Genomic DNA, 26,725 nt, shown 5'->3' on the forward strand with positions numbered 1-26,725 from the left:
AGTGATCGGCTATCGGTCATTAGCTACTTCGACCGAGGGTCGAGGGTGCTTCTGAGGCCATCTCCCACAAAATTCAACGCGAAGATCGTTGCGCTAAGAAATGCGCATGGCCAAAGCAACATGAGTGGGTAGGAGCTCATCTGTTGGCGCGCCGCTTCAATCATGCCGCCCCAGCTTGGTTGAGGGGCTTGGATGCCGATACCGATGAAGCTGAGAGTGCTCTCCGATAGGATGGTTCCGGCGAGGCTGACCATCGTATACGCGAGCAGGATGCCGCCCATCTGCGGGAGGATGTGCTTCACGACGGTATAGGTTGTGGAGGCGCCCTGGGCTTGCGCAGCGACGACAAACTCCCGATCCTTAAGGCTTGCCACTTGGGCCACGACGAGGCGCGCTACGGCGGGCCAAGAGGTGATGGACAATGCAATCACCACTGGGAGGACGCCAGGACCCCAGAAGCCAATAATCATAATGGCGAGGAGAATGTCTGGGAAAGCGAACATGCCGTCGATGAATCGCAACACCGGCACTCTCAACCATTTAGGAGCGAAGACTCCGGCAGCGCCGAGGAAGACACCAAAGAAAACGCTGATCGATTGGACGACGAAGCCGATAAGAAGCGAAGTTCTGCCGCCGTGGGCTATGCGGACAAGGATGTCGAACCCTTGCTCGTCCGTGCCAAGCAGGTGCTTGCCTCCAGCCCCAAGAAATGGATCGGCAACCCTCTTTGCCACGGGCGGGCCGATGTAGGGATAGACAAAGCAGAAGACAACCAGCGCCAACAGGAAGATTGCGCCAATCCAAAATAGAAAGTCGAACTTGTGTTTCTGCTTCATACTTGGCTCTCCCGAATGCGCGGATCAAGGATTGGCAGAAGGATATCGACAATCAGATTAACGGTAATAAACATGAGGCCGGCGATGAGTACAGTTGCTTGAACGACGGGCGCATCTCCCGAACGGATCGCTTCGATGGCGGTTGATCCCAGGCCAGGGATCGTGAAGAATCGCTCTACGACAAACGAGCCGGTGAGTAGAAATCCAAACGTCGTGCCGATGGCGGTGATGACGGGGAGGATGGCGTTGCGCAGGGCGTGCTTAATGATGAGCGTGAGGGGACGGACGCCTTTCGCGATGGCGGTGCGGATGAACTCCTGCTTCATGGTCTCAACCATGCTCGCGCGGGTGAGTCGCGTTAGAAGGGCCATTGGGCGGGCGGCAAGAACGATCACAGGAAGGATGAGATATTCGAAATCCGAGCCGACTCGGTTCAACTCCCAGTTCTGCGGCAAACGGTCGAGCCAGAGTGAAAAGACGATGACGAGCAGCGGACCAAGCACAAAATTAGGCAGAGTTACCCCTATCGTGCTGAGGATGAGGACGCTCCGGTCAGCGGCTCGGTTTTCATATACGGCGGCAAGTGTGCCAAGCGCGATGCCAATGACCGCAGACAGCAGGATGGCGATCACGGCGAGCATGAGCGTCATCGGCAAGGTTTGCTTAATGCGGTCAATCACCGGCTCCTTGGTGCCGTAATAGCTGTTTCCAAAGTCGAGGTGGGCGAGGTTGTTCAGAAACCGTCCGTATCGGATCAGCACCGGGTCGTTCAGGCCGAGTCTTTCACGCAGCTCCATCACCCGTTCTTGAGTGGCTTTTTCTCCTGCCATGACGGTTGCTTGGTCACCAGGAGCAATCTCGTCCGCCATGAAGGCGACAAACGAGATAAAAAGCAGGCTGAGGAGCCCGAAGAGGAACCGTAGCAGAATGGCCTTGGCAAGCCGCACGGCGAATACATTACCCGTTGCATCGGTCCAGGTTCACGGGCAACAGGCTAAACTCGGCCTATAGCCGGTTTGTTTGCAAAAGTTTGTGCTTGGCGATACCGTCAGCCCTTAACGATCTTGACTGAGGAGATGACGTCTCCACGTTCGATCTTCTTGACGACGTCCATTCCCGAAACCACCTTTCCAAAGACCGTGTAGCTCCCGTCGAGGAACGGGAAGTTCCCCAGCAGGATGTAGAACTGGCTGTCTCCGGAATCGCGGTCATTCGGCTTGGTGGAGAGGCCAACCGACCCCTCTTGGTTCGCAAAACCGCTGTCTTCGTAGGCAACCTTGGTGCCCGATCCACCTGAGCCCATCGTGGGCTTATCGAGGTTTGACGCATCCTTGGATGCGGGATCGCCGGTCTGGACGAGGAAAGGCTTTGGCGACTTATCGACTTTGAAGAACCTTTGACCGTTGTAGAAGCCGTTTTGGGCAAGCCGCATGATTTGGGCAGTCGTGTTCGGCGCTTCCTTGGTATGGAGCTTGATATGCACGGTGCCGCGCCCAGCAACCTCTACGACCATGATGGTTTCGCCTTGTTTGGGCTGGTAAGCCTGTGCAATCGCCCACACCGCGAGGACGACAATTGCAGCCAATATGAAAATAACTCTTCGCGATGTCATGTATATCCGTTAGACGATGGAGCGCTTTAAACGTCTCGTGGAAGTCCTAGCGATCCATGACGCGCCCGTACCCATCGACCTTCGGCGAGCCGGACAAAATCAGGATACCGTCGATTAGGCTCCATATCCAACCCACGAAGCACGGAAAGAAAACAAGCTGCAGCACACCGATAGCTGCGTAACCCATATACATTCGCCCGACTCCGGGGATGAGGAGGTTGAGCAATCCTGCGGCGACGCGGCTTTTTTCGCTCTGGACGGCGAGGTATCCACCCGGCGGTGATGAGATGGGATACGGGGCCATTGAGCTGGGGTTCGCGTACCCAAGCGGTGCAGCGGGTGCGCCGGTCCAGCGCATCGGGTCTTGGGTTGAACCGCCACCAGCGTTAACCGAAGGCGACATGGTTGGCGGGGGTGGGGGACTGGCGAAAAGGGGGTCTACCGTGAGGAAGAAGGAACCAAGTTCATCAGAGTTCACCGCGATATCCCAGCTTGCTAACCCCGTCCGCCAGACGTAAGTTTCGCGCTGGATTACACCGCCTTGCACAAGCTCTCCCATTTGGTCGAGCGTGAGCGGTCCTAGCTGTCCGTAGTGTCCGATATAGTACCAGTCGGCCAAGGAAACTCCCTCGTTGGACTTACTCTACAATAGTTGTTGCGATATCGGGGTTGGCGATGGGCCATCAGGGTCGATTGGCCCAAGCTGTCGGGACTCCTGCCCCACAAACAGCAGTACAGCCGGTGGTTTTCCACCGGCTGCACTGTCTGCTTTGAGAGTTGGGGATTAGCCAATCTCGGGGCTTGGATTGCTCTGTTCCCCTTCCCCACCATTGAGCGCATCGCTCGGCGGGAACTGATCGCCACCGGCTCGGCGTTTGCGACCGGAAAGGGCGAGGAAGATGTCATCGACGATGGTGTACGAACATGGGATGATCAGGAGTGTCAAGATCGTTGACAAACTGATTCCCCCGATAATCGTGATACCAATCGTCTCTCGGAACTCCGAGCCTCGCCCGATGGCGAGCGCGACTGGAAGCATTCCCAACACCAACGCGAGCGACGTCATCATGATTGGACGCAAACGCGTTGGGCCCGCTTCAAGAAGCGCGTCTCGCCTGCTCTTTCCTCTTCCGCGGAGCGTATTTGTATAGTCCACGAGGAGGATCGCATTCTTTCCAACAAGACCAACGAGAGCGATGATTCCGATAAACCCGACGATGTTCAAGGTCTTATCGGTAAGCAGGAGGGCCAGAAGCGCTCCGACCATCGCTTGGGGCTGGGCAAGCTGGATGATGAAAGGGTAGAGCATGTTGTTGTACAACGATGCCAACAGCATGTAGACCAGTACAAACCCTGTGAACAGGGCGGTGAACAGGTACAAGCTTTCACGAGCCTGAACGTCGGCCTGGCCTAATGGCTTGATGCGCACACCGTCGGCGACAAGCTTTTCATCTTCGATCAACTTGCTGATTTGCGTCTGAACCGAACCCGCTGCGTATCCAGGCAAGAGGTCGGCGGTTAACCGAATCTCCTGTTCCTTGTTTCGGCGATCGATCTTGTCGATACCGATGCCCTCGTTAAGACTGGCGACCTGATCGAGATAGATCGGGTTGCCTTGGACAAAGCGGATCGGGACCGATCCCACTGCATGGGGATCGTTGCGATCGCCGATATCCATCATCACGCGGATGTCGTACTCACGCCCGTTGACGCGGAATTTCGTGTCGTTGTTTCCATCGTAGAGCACGCGCATCGAGTTCGCGACATCAGCAACGCTCATTCCAAAATCCGCGAGGCGGACCCGGTCGGGAATCGCCTGAAGCTCCGGCTTGCCGGGCTTCGAGCTGATATCCGGGCTGACAACACCGGCGATGGCGCCCTGTTGGAGCCTTTCTTTGATTTTGGAGACCGTGCTCAGCAGCTTGTCGGTGTCATCGGAAGCAAACCCCATCTGGATGGGGGCACCGAATCCAAAACCGCTTTGAGCCGAGATGGTTACGTCTGCGCCGGGGATGCGCTTGATCTCTTCGAGGAGGTCGGCGGCAACGGCGTTGTCCGAACGCGACCGAAGCTTCCCTTCATGTTTCTTCCAGAACATGATGGAATCGAGCATCGCGGAACGGTCGTTCAGCGTTACACGAACCTCGGCAAAGCCAGGACCGGTTTCGTTTCCGACAAAGTCGCCGCTTCTTGCGCCAACATTTGAGAGAACGTACTTTGTGTCCGGGTGTTTGCGGGCGGCATCTTCGATCCTCTTGACCACGGCTTCGGTCTGCTTGAGACTTGACCCAGGGGCCATCGTGATTTTTGCGGAGACGAGTCCAGCATCGCTTGGAGGGGCAAAGGCGAACTTAAAGAGAGCTTCCTTCTTCCAATCTGCCCAACCATGTCCGGCTAACGCAGCGAGGATAAAGACGCCGCCAAAGGCGAATCCACCCAATATCTGCTTGACCTTGGCATGGCCCCGGATAGCGTTGATCCCAAACACGACAATGCCGATCAAGACGCTTATCACAAAGAGCGGAATCGCGCCTTGGATGGCTAACAAGCTACTCCCTGCGAAGCTACCTGCAATGAGCATGAAGACGCCGATTAGGGCGACAAAACCACCGATGAAGACTTCCCAACGATGGTTCAAAGCGGATTCAAGAAGTCGCCTATAGAACTTCTCGAACTTGTGGAAGCCCGCTTCGAATGCCCGTGCGAAACCGCCCTTCGGGTGCTCCACGTCTTCGCCCTTCTTGTACCACCGTGAGGCCAACATGGGCGTAACGGTGAACGATACAAGGAGCGAGAGCAGAACGCTTGCGACGACCGTAACTGCGAGGGGCTTGAAGAACTGCCCGACGACGCCGCCCATGAACGCGATGGGGACGAAGACAACGACGTCTGCCAGCGTGATGGAGATCGCGGCGAGGCCGATTTCGTTTCGACCGTTGATCGCGGCTTCCACCGGTTCTTCGCCCATCTTTAAGTGCCGGAAGATGTTTTCGAGAACGACGATAGCGTCGTCAACGAGAATACCAACCGAGAGCGACAGCCCCAACATTGTCATGTTGTTGATCGTAAAGCCGAGCGCCTTGATGGCAAGGAAAGCTGCCATAAGACACAACGGGATTGCGATAGCAACGATCAGCGTTCCGCGCCAGTCGTGCAAGAAGATGTACACGATGAGGGTGACGAGGAAGATTCCGAAGAACAGGGCGATGTTCAGGTCGAGCAGGGACTCGGCGATGATGGTCGCCTGGTTTTGGACCTTGATCGTCTTGATTCCATACTGAGTCGCGATGGTGTCGATGACCTTGGATGCGCCTTGGTCAATCTCAATCGCGTTTCCACCCTTGGACTTTTGGATCGTCATGATGACGGCATCGCCGCCATCCAATCGCCTCCAGTTTCGGCGCTCAACGCTGCCGTCGGTTACCTCGGCGATATCACCAAGCCGAACAATGGTCGGCTTGCCGCCGAAAGCGTTGGGGTCCTTAACCGATAGCGAAGTGTCGCGAATCTCTTCAACCGTCTTGTACTCACCGAGCACACGAACAGAGATTTCGCGATCAGCTGTCGACGAACGTCCGCTGGGGACGTTGAGCGTCGCACCTTGGATTGCGTTGACGACGTCGAGGATTCCCAGCTTGTAGGCGACCAGTCGGTCGCGCTTGACCTGGATTTGGATCTCCCTAACCTGACCGCCGGATACGCTCGCCGAGGCAACGCCGGGGATTCGGGCAAAGAGGTCTTTGAGCTTATCGTCGGCGAGGTCGCGCATTTGGCGACTCGACATCGATTCGCTAGAGAATGCGAGAAAGAGAACTGGGTCGGAGGCCGAGTCGAACTTGGAGATCGTCGGCTTCTCGACAGCACGGGGCAGTTGCGGAACGGTGGCGTCAACTTTTGCACGAGCGTCGTTGAGCGCCTCGTCCATATTCGTGCCCAACTCGAACTGAGCCGCGACGATGGAGATGCCTTCCTGCGATGTGCTGGTGACTTCAAGGATGCCCTCGATACCGGACATCGCCTCCTCAATCTTTCTGGAGACGAGAGTATTGACCTCTTCCGGTCCTGCGCCAGGATAGACGGAGGTCACGGTGATGGTGCCGAAGTTGACCTCTGGGTTTTGCTCTTTTCGCATTCCAGTGAATGCGATTAGGCCCCCAAAGATCGCCAACAGCATCAACATCAAGAAGAAGACCGGGCGCGATATGGCTAATCGTGTTAAACCCATCGCGTTATGCTCCTTCGGAGGTTGCGGCTCCGGTGTCCTTCTTTGGCTGATCTTCCTTGATCACCGAACCGTCGATGACGGCATTTACACCTTTAACGATAACTTTTGCGCCTTCGGCAATGCCGATGACCTGCACGAATTCGGTGTTGGTAAGCCCGGTCCTTACTTCGACTTTCTTCACACTGTCGTGAGCCTCAGTGTTCTTGGCGGGGTCTGATGGCACCTGTTGCACAACAAAGACAAAGGTTTTGTCATCTTGCTTAAGCAAAGCCGTGATCGGGAGAACAATAGCGTCCTCCACCCGCTTGACCGTTACCACTCCGCGTGCGAACATACCGGGCTGAACACCGACTTCATTTCGCTCAAACTGGACACGAACCGTGAACATCCGTCCTATGTCTGAACCCAGGGGATTGATGCTGACGACTCTGCCGGTGAAAGGACGATTGGGAAAAGCATCGACCGTGATTTCGACGGCTTTACCGATTTGTACTTCGGCAAGACGGACTTCGGGGACCTCGCCCTCGAAGTAGATTCCTTCGGAACCAACAAGGTTGACGACTGTTTGACCAGGATTGAGGACCGTGCCAGGCTGGGCAGGGCGACCGGAAACTCGTCCTGAGAACGGGGCTCGAATCGTGGCGTCGGCAATCTGCTGACGGACGATATCGACCTGGGCTTGAGCGGCATTGACAGCCGCGACCGCGCCCATAACCTGATCGTTGAGGGTCACGTCGAGAGCTTTCTGAGCTTTGGCGCTGCGCACGTTTTCCTCGGCCTGACGGACCGCCTCTTCGGCGGCGCGCAGGTCTTCAGGGCGGGTTGCGTTCTGGGTAACACGCTGCGCTTCAAGAGCGCCGTTGTATCCAGCGAGAGCTTGCTCGTACGCGTTTTGGGCTTGTTCGACCCTCTGGAGTGGAACCGCGCCTTCTTTGTAAAGTTCGCGTACACGGTCGAGCTCTTTCTTGGCTGTCTCCATGTTGGCTTTGGCGGAGCGCACATTCCATTCAGCCTGAGCGATCTCTTCAGTACGGGCGCCTTTGCGGGCTTTGTCGAGCTGGGATTTAGCCGACCGCAACTGCGATTCGGCGGCAGCGACCGCCGCCGCTGTGCGCTGTGGCGCGATAGCCGCATTGGACTTTGCCTGAGAAAGCTGCGACTGGGCTGAGCTGAGCTGCGCGAGAGCCTGCCTGAGCTGTGCGTTTTGAATAGAGGTCTCTTGAACGGCGAGCACCTGTCCTGCCTGGACCGAGTCACCGTCTTTCACGTTGACCGAGGCCAGTCGTCCGGCAACTTTGGCGCCGACAGATGCGGTGTCGGAAGTGACGATCTGACCCGTTATGTCAAGCGTTTCCGACATGGGCATGGACGTCGCGACTGCGGTCGTCACAAGCACTGCCTTATCTTTGATAATCTCTTCGGTGCGTTTGGCTTGTGCCTGAGCGGCACGATTGACACACCCCGGCGTTACCAAGACCGCCGATAGACCAATAATCGTGGCGAAAACCAGCGATCTTTTCATTGCATTCCCCCTAACACTTCATCACGCGGACCTTTGGTCACGTCGTCATTGCCGATCGCCTTTTGCAATTGGGCAAAGGCGGTGAGATAGTCGTAGCGTGCGCGGACTTGTGAAGTCCTTGCACCGATAAGCTGAGTCTGTGCGTCGGTCACTTCGACCGAGATGCCCTCTCCGGCTTGAAGCCGAACGACTGCGAGGCGATAAGTCTCTTTCGCAAACTCGACTTGCTTGTTGGCGAGGTCGATCCGAGACTTGGCGTTCTGCAAATTTGTGAGCGCTTGGCGAACCTCCAATGAGACTCCGAGTTGCAGTTGGTCTAGCCTTAGCTTGGCCTGCTTCTCATCCTCGGTTGCTGTCTTGACCTTTGCCCTTGTGAGCCCAGAGTCGTAAAGCGGGATCGAGAGCGTGACCACGCCGACCGTTGTGTTGGACTGTGAAGAGAATCCCATCGCGTCGTAGTTGTGCGAATACTGAAGGCTAAACGAGAGCGACGGTTGAAGGCCGCTTCGCTGGGCTTCGCGGATGAATCTCAGCGATTCGATCTGATAGCGGACCGCGGCAAGATCCGGGCGAAACTTCATCGCAGCCTCAACGGCCTGACCTTCGGGAACTTGTCCATTCGGCAATGCGTCGATGTCGACTAACACGACTTCGGTTTCTATCGGCCGCCCCAACGTATTGTTGAAGACCTCTTTGGCGAGTTCGTAGCCATTCGCAACCGTGATGAGGTCAGATTCGGCCTGCTTGACCAGCGTTTCGAATCTGAGCACGTCAACCCTTGCAAAGCTTCCCTGCCTCTCGTTCGCTCGTGCGTTTTCTAACCTCTCCATCGAGAGCTTCAGATTCTCCTCGGCAACGTCGAGCTGTGCCTTGGCCTGCAGAACTTGAAAATAGCCTTGCCGAACCTGGAGCCGCAGAGCATTCTTCTCTGCTTGGAGCAAAGCCACGCTGGCGTCTTCGACGGCACGGGAAGCCTTGATGCCTCGGCTAATATTGCCGGCGATATCGAGCGGCATGGAAAGGCTTAGTTTTGATTCCTTGCTGTCGATGGGGCGGGTGACAATGGTTGATGAGCCAAAGCTTGAGGTCAACTCTTTGTCGAATCGGGTGTAGGTCGAGTCCAGCGTCAGCTTAGGCCCTGCAAGCGCCTTTGCCTGATCAACTTGGTATTTCGTCTTGTCAACGTTCGAAGCGGCGATTCGGACCGAAAAAGCGTTCTTCTCGGCGATCATTAGCGCTTGATCGAGCGTGAGCGAATTGTCTTGGGTCATTGGGACGAGGGATGCCCAAGCGGCAATCCCCAACGGTAGAAGCACCAATTTATCCTTCCTCCTTCGGCTCTTTTTCGAGCTCTCTCAGACTTCTATCGAAGTCATCAAGGAACTCGCGTACAGACTCCATCTTAAAAATCATCAGGCCTTTGTGGGCCGGGTGACGCATAACGAGCAGCTTATCGCCGGGGTTAAACCCGTACTCTTGCCTCGCTTCGGCGGGGATGACGATCTGTCCGCGCTCACCCACCGTAACGGACCCGAGGAAACAGGAGTCCCAGCACATCGGTTTATCAGAATGAGGATTCATACTTTTCATACGCAGTATGCATTTCATTCAACTCCGCTGAATAGGCATTCTCCAAGAAAGGGACTATTTTTGATCCTTCCGTTGGGTGCCCTCCTCACTCATCATGCACCGGGTAGGTGATGGTGTATGGGCCACAGGTACTCTAGGGCATGCCCTCAGCCACTTTAGGCAGGACTAACGTCGCATTCCCCGAGGTCTGGCTGAGCCTTTCGCCGCCTTATGAGCCGCACGAGGGCTGGTTAGATGCTTTGGTCGGATCAGCTCTTGAGGGCGGGAGCCCGATTGACGTATCCAGCCAGCCCGGGCTCTGGGGAGGGGCTTTGCGAGGCAAACAGGCTTGCCTGATGACTATCGGGGATGGGGATGTTGTACGGTCTACCGAAGAGGCTCATGCGACAAGCCTCTTACAGGCGCACCTCATTGAGACACTTTGCGCGTTAGGTCGTGAGACGATCGACTTCTACTTTCTCAGGGTACGCGAGCCCTTGAAGGAGTATCAAATCACGGGCGCCCTTGCCGCTTTGGAAAATGCCAAGCAGGAGGGGCATGTGCGCTTTATCGGTCTTTGTGCGGACGGTGAGGGATTGGCAGCGATGAGCGCTTGGCAATTTCACGACGCCTTTGAGGCAGCGCTTATCCCGCGCAACCCCTACGATTCCTCGGCCTACGATGCGATGAAGAGGTTGGCGGATGAGCGTCGGGTTGGGGTGGTCACCTCGCGACCCTTGAATTGGGGTTATGGCCTTCCCTTTTCTGCTTTGCCCTCTCCGTGGAAGTTGCGGAACCTTACACAGTCGTTTTATGGGCTCACGATTGCCCAAGCTGTGATCGCATCTTTGGCAAAGGAGAATCCTGTGCTCGTTGGTGTGCGAACGCCGAAAGAGGTTGAGATGGCTCTGGAAGCGCCTAAGAATACGCTTCCCGATGGGCTTGATGCGATGCTTGAACCGTTCCTTGAGGCGTTCGACGATGATGGTGTTTGGGAGGATATCGCGAGTGACTCCCGAGCTTGGATGAGGCAAGCCGCTCAGCGTCGGCAAAAGTCGTTGAGCCGAAGTCTGGCAAAATAGAGCGGTGGAAGAGGGATACCGCGCATACGCGCTTGTCACTATGGCGATTGCTGGGCTCCTGATTGTCGTCAATCTCTTCCTGTATCCAAAGCGCGGCCCAACCTCTTTGCTGCTTTCGGCGGCTCTTGGCGCGTTTATTCTTTTTCAGTACTCGCTTTACGCAAGCCTTTCTGATGGTGTCCGCTACTCGGCAATCGGATTGATGATCGTCCTTTTGATCATCCACTTTATGGTCACTGCCCGCAAAGCCCCGAGGGGTAAACGTTGAGGATTGCGGTGGTCGGGGCGGGGGCAGCTGGTCTTTGGACGGCAACGCTTTTGCAAAGAGCTGGACTCGATGTAGCGGTCTTTGAAGCCCGCAACCGAGTTGGCGGACGACTTTATACCTTTGAGGATGGGGAGCTTGCGTTTGAAGCGGGCGGCGAGTGGATTGATGCCGACCACGAACGCTGCTTGCAGATCTGTCAGGCGTACGAATTGGAGCCGGAGCCTTCGCATGGCTGGCCGGGGCGGGTCGTCTATCAAGGCCAGTGGAGCAACGAAGTTGAGCTTTGGAGCGATGCGCTTGAGGATGAACTGCGATTGGACGCGGCAGCGCATGAACTGATCAGGAACCTTGAACCCGAACCGTGGAAGAATTGGCAAGCGGAGGACTTGGACAATACAAGTTTGGGGGATTTTGTGCGGACGAACTGCCAATCGGAACGGGGCAAATGGTGGCTCACGAACAAGTACCGATCGGACGAGGGCGATGAGCTTGGGAATATCTCCCTGCTAGGCTGGCTCTGCGGCTACATGCACTATGTGGATCGCGAATCCGATGCGATGAGCGCCTACCGTGTACCCGGTGGGATTCAGCGTCTGCTGGAGAAGATCGCCGAGGACCTTCATGGACCGCTTTATCTGGGCAAGACTCTTCGGCGGGTGGACAATCACGATGATGAAGTGATCCTCCATTTCGACGATGGGATCGTCAAATGCGACCGTGCGGTGCTGGCCCTACCGCCTCGAACATTGGAGCAGATTGTGTTTACCCCGGCTCTCACCACCGGTAAGCGGTGCGCGATTGAAGCCTGCCCCATGAGCCGTATTGTGAAGATTGCGATGGCCTTTGAATCGCCTTGGTGGGAGGAGTTGGACTGGACGGGAAGGCTACACTGCGACAGCAAACTGCAACAGATATGGAACGGGACGAGGGGTGAAGTCCCGGTGCTGAATGCGTACATTTGTGGCGATGACGCGGTTTGGTGGGCTCAACAAGACAATGCAGCACGAATAGCGGCAGCAAGCCTTGCCGAGTATTTCCCGATTGCCAAGGAGGAGTATGTGCGCGGCTGGACCTTTGATTGGGCGAGCGATCCCTACTGTTATGGAGGGTTCTCACACATGTCGCCGGGATATGCTCTTGGACACATGAAGCACATTGCGACTTCTGAGGATCGCATTCATTTTGCCGGGGAGCATACAGCTCTTTGGACCGGCTTTATCGAGGGGGCGTTTGAGAGCGCGGAGCGCGTCGCCGCCGAGGTCATTCATGCGTAAGCTGTATACCAATTTTCGATGGTGGCGCACAGGTGCGCCTTCTTATATGGCCGTCGCCGACGGTGGAGTGGAGTTTCGTGAGGAGGGAGTGTTCGTCGGGGAGTACGACGGTGAGCGAGTGGACCTTGAGGGCAAGTTCCTTATGCCGTCGTTCATCGACTGTCACTGCCACATCCTTCCAACTGGGCAGGACCTGCTCAAGCTGCACCTCGGGAACTGCAACAGTCGGGCCGAGATACTCGATGCGCTAAGGGATTATGAGAAGGGACTGGAGCCTGGGGAATGGCTGCTTGCCGTCCACTACGACCAGACCAAGTTTTCGGACGGCATTCACCTCACTCGCGACGAGTTAGACGGAATCTCTTTGGGAAGACCGATCTTGCTGCGCCATGTGAGTGGGCACGCGGGAATCGCCAATTCGGCGGCCCTTGTTGCAGCAGGTATCGACGAATCAACGCCCAATCCAGGTGGAGGTTCGTTTGAGCGCGGACGGGATGGCCGCATGAACGGCGTTTTGCTTGAGGATGCGAACAACATGGTGAGCGCGGCGATTCCCGAACCGACGCAGGAGCAGTTGGTCGAGGCGATTTTGGCGGCGGGGGAGAAGATGGCAGGACTCGGCATCGCTTGCGCGAGCGACATGCTGACGGGCAAGCACGATATCACCAAGGAGATTGAGGCTTACCGCATCGCCAGTGAACAAGGCTGCAAGATTCGGATGAGGCTGTATGCGATCTGGTCGAAGGTTTTTGGCCCTCGGGGGATTGGCTCTGAGCGGTTGCGTGAGCTGAATGCGTTTATGAACCATGACGCTTGCCGGATCAACGGTATCAAAATCTTCGCTGACGGCGCTATCGGGGCAGGGACGGCGGCGATCTACGGCAAGTATGATGCTGCCGAGCTCCCGGAGCATGGCAACTGGTCGGGGCAGTTAATCTATCAGCCGGACAAGCTGAACGAGATGGTGCGGATTGCGGATGCGGCCGGGTTTCCGGTGTCAATCCACTCGATCGGCGACTATTCGACCGACCTCGTGATGAACGCCTACGAGCAGACCCCGGACCCGTCGGTGCATCGCATTGAACATGCCATGCTCTTGAGCGATGCGCAGATTGACCGGATGGCAAGGCTGGGAATCTGCTGCACAATGCAGCCGGAGTTCTTGATGCGGTTTGGACACGCCTATCTTCGTCAGCTTGGGCCGGAGCGGGCTTCGAAGCTAAAGCGTTGCCGGTCGCTTTTGGATGCGGAGATACCTTTGGCGTTTAGCTCTGATCGTCCAATTGTGCCGGGTGATCCGCTTGATGGCATTCGTTCGGCGGTGAGAAGACCCAAGGGGTTTGACTTGGCAGAGAGCGTGTCGCCCGAGGAAGCGATCATGGCTTACACACAAGGCTCAGCGCAGGCCAACGATGACAGCGAGGCGATGGGAAGCCTTAATTCGGGGCAATTTGCCGACTTTCAGGTGTTGGATGGGGACCCTCTGGAGGGTCTGTAAGCCGGTTTTTTCTTCACCGGTTGAACGTCTACGTTTAGGTCGAATCTGGGCTGTTCAAGTTCAAATAGGGACCGTCGATAGGACTTTGCATTTTATGCGGAACCGACAGTAAGGTTCGCGCGTTGAATTCAGTGACGCATATCCTCCTTCCCACCCAGCACGGCCCCTTCCCACCAAGGGGCCGTTGCACTTTATCCGGCCCGGTTTATGCCTCCACGGCAAATCTCAAACGCGACCATTGAACCTTGACGGGCTCTTCAAACACGAGGCGGGTGGAGTACATCCCTCGTCCGTCTTCGACTTGTGTTTCCAGCACGGCAGCGTAGGTGGGCGATTCGGCCCAGGGCAGTTGGACGGCAACGCGGTCGCCATTTGCAAAGCGGCGTGGCAGGACAGCTTTAGCACCGCCCTCGGAGATGTCGAGCAAGTTACCTTCAATCGCTTCGACAGTAAGTGAGATCCCATTCAGTCGGAGCCGCTTCTGGCTGCGACGTTCGTGAGCATTGGCCTGCTTGGGCTTTTCGAGGATCAGTTCGTGAGTTTCGTTCTCGCGTGATATGACATGGGTTCGGAACAACAGCACGCCGTGCTCGGTGGGGCACTCCGCAGTGACGGCTTCGCCTTCTCGGAGGGGGACATAAACGTCGCGCTTGATGGGGGCTGAGAAAACCCAGCCTTCGGGGGTTTCACGTAGGAATCGGGCTCGATAAATGCCGGAGACGGTTCGGAGCCGCATTGTCCCGCCAACGGTAGGCGTTGCCTTTTGGCTGCGCTTGCGAAGCGTGACCCACGCATAGGAACCGATGATGCTGCACGAGAGCACCATAGTGAAATAGCCGATCATCTCGGCTATCTGGCTAAGTTGGCTCTCCGGTCTGACGCTCATTTGAATATGTCTCTTGGGCCTTTTCGTAGCTCTTCAGAGCTTCTCCAAGGTTAATGGTGGCGTCGGTTACAATCTCGTCGTTCAGAGTGCCGAACGATCCTTTGACGTCACTTAGACATTGAGCCAGCAATTTTAAGGCCAAAAGTCGAAGGTCGTTTGAATTCGTGTGAGCCTTGGGGATGGTCAGTTTTGACAGCACCTGGGTGATGGCGTCGGTGCGGTTGAGGAGGATTACACAATCGACGGGAAGGTTTTGGTCCTTCGGATTTAGGCGGGTTCTTTGAAAGAGCGACCGGATATCGAGGTCCGTTTGCACCATCATCGAATTCACCATTGTGACGACGAAGGCATAACGTTCGCGGACGGTGGTTTCGGTTGGCGTCGCGTCAAGCTTGGTCGCCTGATCCATATCGGCTTGGCATCCGGCTAAGTTGCCCATCATCGCCTTAGCAAGAGCCCGTTTATAGTAAGCCTCGGCTGATGGGTTTGCCTGAATCGCGGCGTCGAAATGCTCAATCGCAGACCCATATCGAAGACCTTTCAGGCTGATTTCACCCATCAAGAGTCGGATTTCGGGGGCGTTTGCGTCTCGCGCTACTGCTTCGTTGATATCTAAAGTTGCCTCGTCGAGGTTCCCGACTTCGAGCCAGCCACGAGCGGCTAAGACTCTGAACTTCACTTGCTCAGGAAACAGGACAGCGCCTCGGCGAGCCTCGGCTGCGGCGAGGGCGGGTTCTCCGATCTGCATCAGCGATCCCACGAGCATGAGCCTACGCTCGGGGTCGAGCGGCTCGGCATCGACGGCGTCGCGAAGGAGATTCACGGCTCCCGATACCCGGCCCACGCTGAGCATTTGATTGACGTTTGCCCTGAGTTCGGTGTTGTCGACAGTGCGATTGATGGGGGGCGGAACGGTCACATTGCTGTTGTTTTGCATGTGAACATTCTCTGGATCGGGAGTTCCCTGTCGTGGATTTGCGGGGAGGTCTTTGAGCGGGCCACCGCTCATTTTGAGCGCCCATGTTCGCGCGGCCGAGTGCAACGCGTTCTCCATGCTGAATTCGATGGAGCCCCCTACGACGACCTTGTTCTTGTCTTTCCAGATTTGCCGACGTCCACGGTAAAGCTCTGCTTCTACCTCTAGCCCTTCTTGGTTGGTAATGGCGCGGACGAAGAGCACGTACTCGGCTTTGAACTTTCCAAGCACGCTCACGGCATAGTCGAGATTCGGAACATCTGGGGGATTAACGATTACATTATCTTCGACAGCTGCTCGAAAAACGGGGTCTGTCAAGCTCCAGACAACCGATTCCAGGCGACCTTCATCGTCCATTTCGGATGCCATGATCGAAGCAATCTTGACATTTGGATCGTAATTTTCGAGCGCCTTATCCATCCTTTGGATGATAAGAACGCGAGGGACTTCTGCGGCAAGCGCGGAAGCCCCAAGAAAAATGGATAGAAGAAGAACCGTATACTTTCGGATGGTTAGCCGCCTCGCAGGACTCTCATCGCCTGCTGACACGAATCAATAAGATTCTGGAGCCTTTCTTTATTGCCACCGTTTGCCATTTGGGACTGAGCCGCTTGAACGGCGCGGCTGTAGGCTTGGATTGCATCAGAGTCTCGATTCAGCTTTTCGTAGCACTGTCCGAGCCTTTGATTTGTTGTCGCAGAATCTGCGCCAGCTCGAAGCGCTTGCTCATAGGTTTTGGCGGCAAGATCGTATTTGCCCGTGAGGTATTGCTGACGTGCCGTTTGCATCAGCGCCTGCATCTGGTTTTGGTTATTCTCGACCGGTACGCTGCCACCTGCGTTTGGCTTGTTGCCGTTGTCGACGGTGATCTCAATCACACCCGTCTTCTTCGGGGGCTTGGTCGGAGGATCCACTACGACATCTGGATCGTTCACTCCGCCAGTAACGGGAGGATTGGGGTCGCTAACTACTCCGTTGTTTCCGGTGTTTCCGTTGTTGCCGTTGTTGCCGGTGGGTGGGTTGTCCGGCTGAATGCTAATAAGCCCTGGATTCAGTGGTCCGAGAACATTTGGCATTTCGCCAACATTGGAGTTAGGGGTGATGCGTCCCGTGCCATTGTTGCCTGCACTGTTGTTTGGTTGCTGAACCGTGTCGGTATTCGGCTGCTGAATATTGGGCTGTTGCTGGTTGACCGGCTGATTCTGCTGGTTGTTGGGTGGGTTTTGGAAATTCTGGTTTGTAGCCGAGTTCAGATTCGACTGTGGTGTGTTTTGGGCGAGCCTCTGATCCGGCTTATTCTGGCTTGAGATGAACCCAGCGAGGGCGACGCCTACCGAGATGACCAGGAGAGTCGCGGCGAACGCACCTATTAGTGCACCTCGACGGCTTGGCTCTGGCGGAGCTATCAGCTTTGCGGCGATCATGTTTCGGAGTTGTGTGATCTTGATCTTGTCGAGGGCGGAGTCGGGATTAAACTCCACGATCTTTTCGTAGCACATCAAAGCTTCGTTCAGTTCGCCCGCTCGTTCGTGGCACATGCCCATGAGTGAGAGCGCGTTGGTGTATTCGGGCAACTCCTCAATGGACTTCTCGGCGATGAGTCGAGCTTCATCGACCCTGCCTTCGTTGAACAGTCGGAAGCCCTCGGCGACCAACTCTTCAATCTTTTGTTTCTCGGAGGCGACTGCCGTCGCGTCCGCTGCTTCTCCGCAATGCTTACAGAATGCACTGTCCAGACTGTTGCGGGTTTGACACTTGCTGCAAATGACCATAGCTCAACCTAATTCGACGCCGAAAACGCCCACACGAAGAACCCCAGAATCGCGCAGTTGTACCTTCATTGTACCAAAGGACTGTCGTGAGGCCGTAATGAACTCGTGGACGATGGCGGTTCGTCTTTGATCCTTAGACGTCTTAAGACCACCGCAACTTCTTACTATCCGTTCAAAAAACTACAAAAAGGTGGAATCTACAGCCACGATTTCATCAATTCTTGCCTTAGAAAGCTCGTAAATGAACGGGCGTGCGGGTGAACTTTGATAGAATGTCATGAGCATGACCCAGACAAGTTGCAACATTCTTGGACATGATGTCGCCGGACAGCTTGGCGAACATCTTCAGGCCTCTCTCGTCGATCTTATCGCCATTGCTTCTCAGGCCAAGCAGGCTCATTGGAACGTGACCGGACAGAACTTCCGCGAGCTTCATCAGCAGTTTGACGAGCTTGTGGATGTTGCCCGTGATGTGGCTGACGAGATCGCGGAGAGGATGGCTGCTATAGGAGTTTCGCCCGACGGCAGAGCGGTGACGGTTGTCAACAACTCCACACTGATGGCGATGCCGAACGGATTCCTGAGAGATCGTCAAGCTGTTGAGGTTTTGTGCGGAAGCTTGGATAAAACCTGCCGCACCCTTCGGTCGAGGATTGAAACTGTTGGTGGGCTCGATCTTGTCAGCCAAGACGTTCTTATAAGTGGGCTTCGAGGATTGGAGAAGCAGTTTTGGATGCTTCGGACGAGACTTGAAGAGCCTCGGTAGAGCTAAAATCGCAACGTCGGGCTCCTAAGATTCCGTACTGAGAGAAAGCCTATGGACGACTTACAGTTTGGCGATTCTCAGGTTCGGTCAAAACGCCATGGGTGGTTTTGGCTGCTTGTCCTTGGTCTTCCTATTGCCGGGGTGGTTATCGGCGTGAGCATGATTGGATTATCGTGTTCACGTTTGCGGTCGGCTGCGGCTGACGTTCACGATGCGATTGCCGACGCACGAAAGGCTGGCCTCGCGGTCACGAATGAAGATTTGAAGCAGGGCACTGGCCCTCGAGCCCACCTTCAAGCGGCGATTGGGATCACCGAGTCGCTTCGGCCAAAAGGCGTGCTGGAAGGCTTCATTCTCTTCGACGAATTTGGCATGATCGGGGGAGACAGTGCGCTTAGCGTTGCGGCAGCTTTGGAGCCCGCCATTAAGGAGTTGCAAGCCCACCTTCAACTTGAACCCAGTGGGATCGATACGAACTGGGATATTGAACCGGAATGGATCAGCTCTTATGGCTCCACGTTCGAGTGGGTCGGAAGGGCGTTGTGCTTGCGAGGATACGCGAGCATTGGCAATGGTGACTGGACGTCGGGACTTGCAGACTTCGACACCGTTGCAAAATTGGCGCGACGAGCGGACTCGTGGCCCTGCGAGCAGGGGGTACAGGCCGCAAATTCCTGTTTACGTGATAGTCGGGCGGTGCTCATTGCGCTTGCTCACAAGCATCGAAACAATGCGAAGTGGCTTGTAAGCCTGCGTGAGGCGATGGCTAAGTTCGATGGAGTTGTGGATCCGACGCAGAGCATTCGGGGAGCGCTCCTGCGCGATCTTACAATACTTCGCAACTTTGATCTTCTTCGACCGTATGGCCCGGCGTGGGAATATTCGTATTCAAGACCCGGCCGTCAAACACTTAGGACAGAGTTCAGGAAGTTGGTTGACCATTCTGAGGTTCCAAAATTGGATCGTCACAAGGCCTTGATGGCGAGGTATTTGAGGCTGATGCAGCCGTTGTGGGAGCAGTATGAGAAGTCTCCAGTCACAAGAAGGGACTCTCCGGCAACCTGGCAAGCCGTCATCGATCACTCTAGGCAGAGTAACGACCCGATCGATAGCGCATTCGGGCTGATGGAGAATCCGTTCAGCGAAGTTGACTTTGCGATACGGGCACAGACGCGACAGGTTGCATGCCTTGCGATGATCGACTGTTTGATCTATCGGCAAAAGACAGGAGCATGGCCGACCACGATTAACGACTTGCCCGAGAAGCATGTGGATCTTTTCCGCGGGATCGCACTGTCGGTGACGAAGAAGAACGGATACTTTCGTGTTTATTCTTTTGGTCCCAACGGTTTTGATGATGGGGGTCTGGATGCGGCAGAGGCGTCTCGGGCTCGTGCAAGCAGCGACGATATTGTCGTGCTTTATCCTCCTGGCGGATACCCCTAGATTCATGGGCAAAAAGCCTCTTTCCGAAAATTGCTGGGTTTTTGACACTCAAGGCATTAACATTTGCTTAACAAAACGCCTACTATTTTTACATGTCCTTCCCACGCCCATTAGCTGCCCTTGCTTTTGTTGCCGTCTTCTCTTCTTCATACGCTCAGAATGAACCCGTTCCAGCACCACAACAGCCTCCGGTAACGGTTCTTGACGCCAAGCTCGCCGAGTTGAAGAGACTTGAAGAGAGCGCCGATTCCGTCGTAAAGAAGATCAGTGAGCTTACGACTTCGGGCGGAGTTACGCAAAGCGACGAAGTGATCGCCCAGCTTAAGCGAATGGTTGACGAGCTTTCCGAGATTCGGTCATTAGTGAAGCGGATTGAGCAGGAAGTGATGGACCTTCGCAGCGGTCAGACGACCCAGAAATCCACGACTGACAAGCTGGGACAGGATGTTAGCAACCTCAAGAAAACCCAAATCACCCTTTACTCGCAGTTTCAGTACCAAGACTCCGACCGCATTTACCCAGCTTCATCCTTGAATACAACGGCGAATGATGCTTTCCGATTTCGGAGAATTCGGCTGGGCGTGAAGCATCAGGCGGATGAACGCACCGGCATTCGATTGGGAATCGAGTTTGCAAACGGCACCAATCAGAGCCAAGCTCAAATCCGCGATGCGTATGTGATGTACTCGATCAGACCGATGAAGGGCCAGGAGGGGACGACATTCTTGGCGGGCCAAAGGAACATGCCACTCGGCTATGAGATTGAGCGGTCTTCTTCGGAGCGGGAGTTCCCTGAGCAAGCGCTTTACAACAGCACACTTTTCAATTCGGAAACGGGAAGAGGGGTTGCTCTCCGGTACGGGATTGACGCCAACCAAACGATGGAGGTCGGGCTTTGGAACTCCCTTACAATCAACGATCCTGAGCAAAAGGATCTCCCGGCTGGCCCCGGCAACCGTCTTGCGATGGCGGCCCGCTATCGATACACCGATGGAGGATTTAGTATGGGTGTTTCGGGGTTTGCTGGAAAACGTCCGGCTTATTCTCAGGTCATCAGCAACGTCTTGACGACTTCACCGGAAGTCGATCGGCGGTTTGTCTATCTTGATGCCGCCTACCAAGGTCTTTTTGACAAGAATTTCACTCTGCGTGGTGAGGTGATGAAGGGCAAGGATCGGGTCCCGAGCTCGACGCCGGGGGCTGGCAAAGTGGCGCATGAGTTGAGCGGGTTCCAGATTCAGGCTGGATATCTTCTGAACGCTCGAAACCGCTTTGATCTGCGCTGGGAGCAGTTCGATCCGGACCTTGGCAGCGTGGCGAATGCGATCAACGGCTACGGTTTGGCTTGGACGCACTATTTAAACCCGAACATGAAATTCACGTTTGCTCATGAGTTCTTCTTTGATGAGGCGCGTGATGCAAATGCTAGCGTGAACTTTCAGAAGCGCTATCAGATCAGCACCTTCCGGCTGCAGTTTAGGTTTTAGCAAAGGCGGAGAAAACCGTGGGGCCATTTCAACCTTACGGTTTTCTCTGACGCCAGACCACGACCATCGCCGCGGGGATACATAGTAGCCAAAGCCATTGCGGATCAAGGTTCGTAGAGTTTTTGATAAACACTAAATCCTTATCGAAGCCATATTTGTTCTGATTGTTATCGAACACGAATAACTCAGCTTTTTCTGGCATATCGCTTGCTTTGAGCCCTACCTGATCGGCAATGAAGTTCTTCTCGGCGTTTGTCATTGTCGTGAGCACGGTCTGTCGAGCTTCCCACATCTGATAAACGCCTTTATATCGGGCATGAATGTGCTGATCGGTGATCACGAACAACTCCATGGGGCGTACGTGCCCATTGGGCCAGGTATCGCTCGGCATTTTGTAGGGGTAGTGGGGTACGTCTGTCTTGAAACTGAGCCTCACAAGGGTCGTTTCGGTCCGAGTTGATGTGCCACCTGTGTATTTGAAGGCTGAGAAATACCAACCTTGTTTTGTGTAATAAGAGACCCATTCTTCAACGGCGGGTCGGGCATTGTATCCGTTTGTTCGCAGCCAGTTCGTCATTGCCTTCGGGTCGGTGGCCTTCAGGACAGTCGCTTCGTAATTCCCGATATTTACCTTTTTGACTTCGGTGACACCACGGCCTCCACCAAAGCCTCCCCCGCCCAAGCTCACAGCATTACGTGATGCTTTCTTTTCCCGTGCCTTAATCGTATCGAGCTTTGTCAATGCTCCCATCTCGGCTTTGGAGATCTCGGGTTCGGTAGGCGTGGGGACGATAAAGCCGAAGTCCTTCGCTTGGCCCTCAAACTTCGCAGTCCTGATAAAGTGCTGCATCTTCGTTTTGGAGTTCCAGACGATGATTGCACGCTCCCCGGCGAGTTCGACTTTGTTCTCGCCATAGGCGATGCAACAAGCTGCGGCGATGACGGACGAGAGGGCGAACGTGCCGAAAACTGCTGAACGAGCGACAGACTTCATGTTTGTCTGACGGTGATACTCAACCCGAGTTTTCATGAATGCGTAAGCACAGCCTTTTTAGGCTCAACACTACGCATTCATGTCTCGGCTTAATCTACTTACCCGCCAACTGTGAGGCGGCAAGCGTTCCATCAAGCCCGATATACCAAGCCTTGATATCTGGTACGAGTAAGCCACCTTTGACGGCAGGATCGCCCATAACCAAGCTTTCTGCCTCTTCGTCGGATTTTGTCACGAGCAGATTCATGCCGCCCGGTTCGTTTCGCCACGGTCCTCCCAGGAAAAATTTGCCAGTGGAGATCACTCTTTGCCAGTAGGCGATGTGCTCCTGGATTAGGGTTTGTTCCATTACCGACTTCGACGTGTCCCAGTTTTTGCCGGGCGAATAGATGACGGCGTGGGTGGGATACGGAATTGACCTCATGTTGCCGCTGCCGCTTGAGCTTGAGCCTGCTAGATGCGAGCCTCCGCTGCGGGCCGAAGCCGAACTAGAGGATTGCTTTGAAGCGCTTGACGAACTGCTCGACTGCTTTGAGGAGCTGGATGAGCTTTGTGATTGCGTCTGGGCGTAGGCGACGGCTACCAATGCCGAGGCGACAATAAATCCGGCGATGAAACTTTTGATACGCATGGTCTTGTCCTCTATCATCTACGAAGTTATTCGTGATTTGCTACTTGTTCTGACCTTTGCCAAGTTCCAATCCGTTCGATTGTTATGTTAAAAGTCAATTGCTGACAAGGGTTTATCAGGCAGAAACAACCCGGGATCGTGCTCTTCTTCGGAAGTAGAAGTACGACACGATGATAAATCCGATCAACGACCATGAAGCCCAACTGGGCAACTCAAAGCGTGTCTTGAAAGTGAGATCACGATCGTAGCCGTGCTCATTTGTGCTGTTCAGCAGGGCTGTCACGTGAGTGTTTTCTGGCATGTGCGTCTCATCCAGTTTGAGCAGGGATGCGACGTACTTCGCCTTAGAGGAATCGACCTGATTGTTCCACTCCTCACGAGCTTCCCAAGCATTGCCATTGCCGACGTATTCGGCGGTGACGGGGCCAGAGGAGATCAGGAAGAGGGTCATCGGGCGAACGTGCCCTTTAGGCCAGGTGTCGGTCGGCATCTTGTATGGGTAGTGGGGCTCGTCGGTCTTGAAGCTGAGACGGATGGCTTTGGTTGGGGTCACGTTTGCCTTGGCTCCGGTGTACTTGAGCGCTGTGAATATCCACGCCTTTTTGGTGTAATAGTCCAGCCATTCGGTCATTGCGGGGCGAGTTTTGTAGCCGTTCTGCTTCAGCCAGTTCATCATGGCCTGGCCGTCGGTGGCTTTGAGCACAGTGGCTTTGTGGTCGCCAACCTGGACGACGTCAAGAACTTCAACATCAGACTTGGTGTCGCTCGCTGCTCCGGCCACTGAGTCTGGGGCACTACATCCAATGTTTCCTTTGTCGCGAGGCTTGAAGCGCGACAGAACTTCAAAGACGGTTTCCTCAACTGCTGCGATCTCCGGCTGAGTTGGAGTGGGAACGATGAACCCGAAGTCCTTCGCTTCACCTTCAAACGAAGCCTGTCGGATAAAGTGCTCGGTCTTTTGGGCTTCGTTCCAGACGATGATGGCTTTTTCGTTGGATAGGAGTATCGGGTCTTCGCCGTAGGCAGTGCAGCAGGCATGTCCAATGGCAGCGGCAAGTATTCCCGCACCTATCCAAGCAATAGCTTTCGTTCGCATCATGCTAGATGCTAACAAACATTTGCGTTAAATAGGTGCCGAAAAAGCCGGGTGTTTCCACATCCGGCTTTTTCTAAGGGCGCTTAGTTGGGTAGGGGCAAGCCCATCGCCGTGAGATAGTTGCGGAGGCTGGCAACCCGGTTCGGATCGTTGAGTTCGACGTTGAACGGGCGTCCGCGGGTGTCGATAATCAATCCGAGTTGGCCTTCGATCAGATTTGTCGTCTGGTTTCGTTTGCCCTTGCTGGTGTCAAATCGCTTGACGTTGACCGACTTGCCTTTGCCCTCACCCATGTCGAAGTTCTTGGCCGGTTCGATAGTCAGTTCGGGAGTCTTTTCGATATCGATTGGGACAACCTTGATCTGACCAAACGGGACGTTGACATCAAGCCCGTTGCCCTTCACGCTGACGCAGGGTTCGCCCTCTTTTCCGATGCCCACAGGAGCGATGCTGGTGCCGATGCGGACAATACAGTCGCGCTCGAACACTTCGCGCGCAGCTTCGTAATGGTGCTCTGAGAGGACTCCGAGGTGGGGCATCATGAAGATGGAGTCAACGGTGAGCATGGTCACGCCTTCTGGCTGATAGGCGTCCATCATCATCAGTGCAGACTGGGCGCGCTTTGGGGCGTGGGAGAGGACTCCGCCGGACCCGATGACCATATCCAGCTTGAGCATATTGACAAGCGTTTCGCCGCCGCCGGTCTGGTCGAAGATTTGGCCAACGTCTCGCTGCTGCTGCATTCCGACGAGCGATCTGGCGAGAGACTTGTGGTGAGCGAAGGCTAGCCTTAGGGCTTCACGAGCAACGGCCTGTTCGATCAGCAGGTCCTCGTAGGTCTGCGGGATCGTGGTCGGCCGGATCATCTTGTTGCGAAGTCGGTTTCGAACTTCGCTGGGGTCGATTTCGAACGGCAGCCAGCGAGCGATGTTTTCGATCCCGGTCTCTTTGAGGACGTTACAGATCGAATAGCTCATGCCGAGGTTCGCGGAAACCGTTCGGTTGTAGATGCCGGAGAAGACGGAAAACACGTCGGTGGTGGCTCCGCCGATGTCAACACCGAGGATGTTGATTCCTTCTTGGTCGGCGTAGGTCTTCATTAGTTTGCCGACAGCGTTTGGGGTTGCCATGACCTCTTCTGAGGTCCACTCCAGTAGTTTGCTGTAGCCGGGCGCCTGCTGCATGACGTGCTCAAGAAACATCTCGTGGATCTCGTCGCGGGCAGGGTCGAGGTTCTCTTTGTCGAGCGTTGGGCGGAGGTTATCGACAACTTTAAGAGCGATATCTTCACCTAAGACCTGCTCTACCGGGGAAGCAGCCTGATCGTTGCCTGCGTAGATGATGGGGAGTTTCATGTCGCCGAAGCGGGGTTTGGGGTCGGCTCGGCGGACGACTTCGGCCATCTCGGTGAGGTGGTTGACGGTTCCGCCATCGGTGCCACCCGACATGAGAATGATGTCGGGGCGGAGCTTGCGGAGACGATCCACCTTTTCATAATCTTTTCTGCCGTCGTCGACGGCGAGGGTATCCATGAGAATCGCGCCGGCGCCGAGGGCCGCGCGCTCGGCAGATTCGGCAGACATCGACTTGACCACGCCGGCAACCATCATCTGCAGGCCACCGCCGGCGGATGAAGTGGAGACGTACATGTCGGAGGCTTCGAGGTCGTTGCCGCGATTATCAACGACTTTGCCCTCCTTCTGGAGCTTCCAGACTTTGCCGTCCTTCATCAACTTTCGGCGGCCCGTCTTGTAGCCTTCGGGGACGACGGTTTCGGTGATCTCCTCAAGCTCGGTGATGGAGTTGAGGACGCCCACGGTGACGTCTTCGAAGGGTCTTTCGACGGTTGTTGGGGCCTCACCACGAGCGACGAGGCGATATTCTCCCTTGTCGTTTTGCTCGATGAGGATGGCTTTGGTCGTCGTGGAGCCGCAGTCGGTGGCGACAATCCGCTTGATGTTCTCAGGCATGAGTGAGATTATGGCTCAACAAAGCCCTTTGTCTCCTAGTGTAGGTTACTTCACTTCTTTAAAGAACTTCACGATCCGTTTACCGATGTCTTCGGGCAGGGCGTGGCCGCCGTCGTAGATGTAGGACACCACAGGATACTCTCCGGGATAGGTGGTCATTCCCTTCTCTCCTGGCTGCCCAGCTCCGCAGCCGTTTTTCTTGACCATTGCATCGGTGAAGAAGCGGATACTGCGGATGGGGACGAGCGTATCGTTGAGCGCGCCGATGATCATGACTGGCTTCTTTGGAGCGTCTTTTGCATACAGTCCGCCACCGCCACAGGCTCCCGCAAAGGCGGTGAACTTGTCGCCGAGCTTGGTCATTACCACCCAGGTAAAGGCACTGCCGTTGGAATGGCCTGTCGCGAAGATGCGTTTGGAGTCGATCTTGTAGGTCTTCTTCGCCCAATCCAGAATGTTTTCGACAAAGTGGATGTCGCGCCCGTTCTGCTGGTCAGGCGTCTTTTGCCAGCCGGTCTTCTTGCCTTCGGTGTCGGTGATTCCGGGGTTGCCAGTCAGGCCTTGGGGGTAGATGACGACCGCTTCCGGCCATTCGGTGTGCAAGGACATGGTTCTTGCGGAATTGCGGCTGTTGCCGCCGTGTCCGTGGAAGGCCAGGACGAGCGGGGCTTTTTTTGACTTTGCCGTGGGGGCGTAGATGAGGGCGGTCCGTTTTACGCCGTCAACGGTGAATTCTTGGGTTTGAGGTGCGGCGATGGTGAACAGGCAAACGAGAGCGGCGATCATATACGGTTCAGAACGCAGGTTTGGGCTTG

At 55.4% G+C, this 26,725-nt stretch carries 23 protein-coding genes; 7 read left to right on the forward strand and 16 right to left on the reverse strand.

Going from position 1 to position 26,725, the window contains the following annotated elements; genetic code table 11:
* Nucleotides 1–23 precede the first annotated feature (23 nt).
* The 8 genes from KF784_01430 to KF784_01465 form a co-directional block, all read right to left on the reverse strand.
* Nucleotides 24–836, reverse strand: coding sequence for an ABC transporter permease (locus KF784_01430; GenBank protein MBX3117697.1), 813 nt, complete (start codon nt 834–836; stop codon nt 24–26).
* Nucleotides 833–1,783, reverse strand: coding sequence for an ABC transporter permease (locus KF784_01435; protein ID MBX3117698.1), 951 nt, complete (start codon nt 1,781–1,783; stop codon nt 833–835). The genes KF784_01430 and KF784_01435 overlap by 4 nt, the downstream gene beginning before the upstream one ends.
* Nucleotides 1,784–1,884: 101 nt before the next feature.
* A complete protein-coding gene (locus tag KF784_01440; GenBank protein ID MBX3117699.1) occupies nt 1,885–2,421 on the reverse strand; it encodes a peptidylprolyl isomerase in 537 nt (178 codons plus the stop codon).
* A gap of 73 nt (nt 2,422–2,494) precedes the next feature.
* Complete coding sequence (locus tag KF784_01445) at nt 2,495–3,067, reverse strand: DUF4339 domain-containing protein (GenBank protein MBX3117700.1); 573 nt, start codon at nt 3,065–3,067, stop codon at nt 2,495–2,497.
* A gap of 165 nt (nt 3,068–3,232) precedes the next feature.
* A complete protein-coding gene (locus KF784_01450; GenBank protein ID MBX3117701.1) occupies nt 3,233–6,673 on the reverse strand; it encodes an efflux RND transporter permease subunit in 3,441 nt (1,146 codons plus the stop codon).
* Nucleotides 6,674–6,677: 4 nt separating this feature from the next.
* Nucleotides 6,678–8,195: an efflux RND transporter periplasmic adaptor subunit gene (locus KF784_01455; protein MBX3117702.1), complete on the reverse strand. Its 1,518-nt coding sequence runs from the start codon at nt 8,193–8,195 to the stop codon at nt 6,678–6,680.
* Entirely contained in the window at nt 8,192–9,511 is a 1,320-nt protein-coding gene (locus KF784_01460) for a TolC family protein (GenBank protein MBX3117703.1), read from the reverse strand. The genes KF784_01455 and KF784_01460 overlap by 4 nt, the downstream gene beginning before the upstream one ends.
* A 4-nt stretch (nt 9,512–9,515) precedes the next feature.
* Nucleotides 9,516–9,776, reverse strand: a complete 261-nt coding sequence (locus KF784_01465) for an AbrB/MazE/SpoVT family DNA-binding domain-containing protein (GenBank protein ID MBX3117704.1) — start codon at nt 9,774–9,776, stop codon at nt 9,516–9,518.
* A 149-nt stretch (nt 9,777–9,925) separates the two neighbouring features.
* On the opposite strand from KF784_01465, the gene KF784_01470 reads away from it, so the two are divergent.
* The 4 genes from KF784_01470 to KF784_01485 are packed head-to-tail and all read left to right on the forward strand — an operon-like array spanning nt 9,926 to nt 13,886.
* The gene (locus KF784_01470; protein MBX3117705.1) at nt 9,926–10,846 is read left to right on the forward strand and encodes a hypothetical protein; all 921 of its coding nucleotides are present in this window, start codon (nt 9,926–9,928) and stop codon (nt 10,844–10,846) included.
* 4 nt (nt 10,847–10,850) lie between these two features.
* Nucleotides 10,851–11,114: a hypothetical protein gene (locus KF784_01475; GenBank protein MBX3117706.1), complete on the forward strand. Its 264-nt coding sequence runs from the start codon at nt 10,851–10,853 to the stop codon at nt 11,112–11,114.
* A complete protein-coding gene (locus tag KF784_01480; protein ID MBX3117707.1) occupies nt 11,111–12,388 on the forward strand; it encodes an FAD-dependent oxidoreductase in 1,278 nt (425 codons plus the stop codon). Before KF784_01475 ends, KF784_01480 begins: the two co-directional genes overlap by 4 nt.
* Entirely contained in the window at nt 12,381–13,886 is a 1,506-nt protein-coding gene (locus tag KF784_01485; protein ID MBX3117708.1) for an amidohydrolase, read from the forward strand. Before KF784_01480 ends, KF784_01485 begins: the two co-directional genes overlap by 8 nt.
* A gap of 205 nt (nt 13,887–14,091) precedes the next feature.
* Here KF784_01485 and KF784_01490 read toward each other — a convergent pair whose 3' ends face one another.
* From KF784_01490 to KF784_01500, 3 genes are read right to left on the reverse strand one after another with little or no spacing between them, the layout of a single operon-like run.
* Complete coding sequence (locus KF784_01490) at nt 14,092–14,772, reverse strand: flagellar brake protein (GenBank protein MBX3117709.1); 681 nt, start codon at nt 14,770–14,772, stop codon at nt 14,092–14,094.
* Nucleotides 14,744–16,297, reverse strand: coding sequence for a hypothetical protein (locus tag KF784_01495; protein ID MBX3117710.1), 1,554 nt, complete (start codon nt 16,295–16,297; stop codon nt 14,744–14,746). The genes KF784_01490 and KF784_01495 overlap by 29 nt, the downstream gene beginning before the upstream one ends.
* The gene (locus KF784_01500) at nt 16,261–17,520 is read right to left on the reverse strand and encodes a tetratricopeptide repeat protein (protein ID MBX3117711.1); all 1,260 of its coding nucleotides are present in this window, start codon (nt 17,518–17,520) and stop codon (nt 16,261–16,263) included. Before KF784_01500 ends, KF784_01495 begins: the two co-directional genes overlap by 37 nt.
* Nucleotides 17,521–17,803: 283 nt before the next feature.
* Between KF784_01500 and KF784_01505 the strand changes: the two genes are divergently transcribed.
* From KF784_01505 to KF784_01515, 3 genes are all read left to right on the forward strand, one after another.
* Nucleotides 17,804–18,286 (forward strand): DNA starvation/stationary phase protection protein, encoded by a 483-nt coding sequence (locus KF784_01505; GenBank protein ID MBX3117712.1) that lies wholly within the window; start codon nt 17,804–17,806, stop codon nt 18,284–18,286.
* A gap of 51 nt (nt 18,287–18,337) precedes the next feature.
* Nucleotides 18,338–19,732 carry a hypothetical protein gene (locus KF784_01510; protein MBX3117713.1) on the forward strand — a complete coding sequence of 465 codons (1,395 nt, stop codon included), beginning with the start codon at nt 18,338–18,340 and terminating at the stop codon, nt 19,730–19,732.
* 92 nt (nt 19,733–19,824) lie between these two features.
* The gene (locus KF784_01515) at nt 19,825–21,219 is read left to right on the forward strand and encodes a hypothetical protein (GenBank protein ID MBX3117714.1); all 1,395 of its coding nucleotides are present in this window, start codon (nt 19,825–19,827) and stop codon (nt 21,217–21,219) included.
* Between the two features lie 34 nt (nt 21,220–21,253).
* On the opposite strand, the gene KF784_01520 is transcribed toward KF784_01515, so the two are convergent.
* From KF784_01520 to KF784_01540, 5 genes are all read right to left on the reverse strand, one after another.
* Nucleotides 21,254–22,249: a DUF2330 domain-containing protein gene (locus KF784_01520; GenBank protein MBX3117715.1), complete on the reverse strand. Its 996-nt coding sequence runs from the start codon at nt 22,247–22,249 to the stop codon at nt 21,254–21,256.
* Nucleotides 22,250–22,307: 58 nt separating this feature from the next.
* Nucleotides 22,308–22,844: a hypothetical protein gene (locus KF784_01525; protein ID MBX3117716.1), complete on the reverse strand. Its 537-nt coding sequence runs from the start codon at nt 22,842–22,844 to the stop codon at nt 22,308–22,310.
* A gap of 115 nt (nt 22,845–22,959) precedes the next feature.
* Complete coding sequence (locus KF784_01530; protein ID MBX3117717.1) at nt 22,960–23,943, reverse strand: DUF2330 domain-containing protein; 984 nt, start codon at nt 23,941–23,943, stop codon at nt 22,960–22,962.
* Between the two features lie 80 nt (nt 23,944–24,023).
* The gene (locus KF784_01535; protein ID MBX3117718.1) at nt 24,024–25,910 is read right to left on the reverse strand and encodes a glutamate mutase L; all 1,887 of its coding nucleotides are present in this window, start codon (nt 25,908–25,910) and stop codon (nt 24,024–24,026) included.
* A gap of 45 nt (nt 25,911–25,955) precedes the next feature.
* Nucleotides 25,956–26,696 (reverse strand): dienelactone hydrolase family protein, encoded by a 741-nt coding sequence (locus tag KF784_01540; protein ID MBX3117719.1) that lies wholly within the window; start codon nt 26,694–26,696, stop codon nt 25,956–25,958.
* Nucleotides 26,697–26,725: the final 29 nt, after the last annotated feature.

It is taken from the genome of Fimbriimonadaceae bacterium, assembly GCA_019638775.1.
Classification (GTDB): Bacteria; Armatimonadota; Fimbriimonadia; order Fimbriimonadales; family Fimbriimonadaceae; genus JAHBTD01.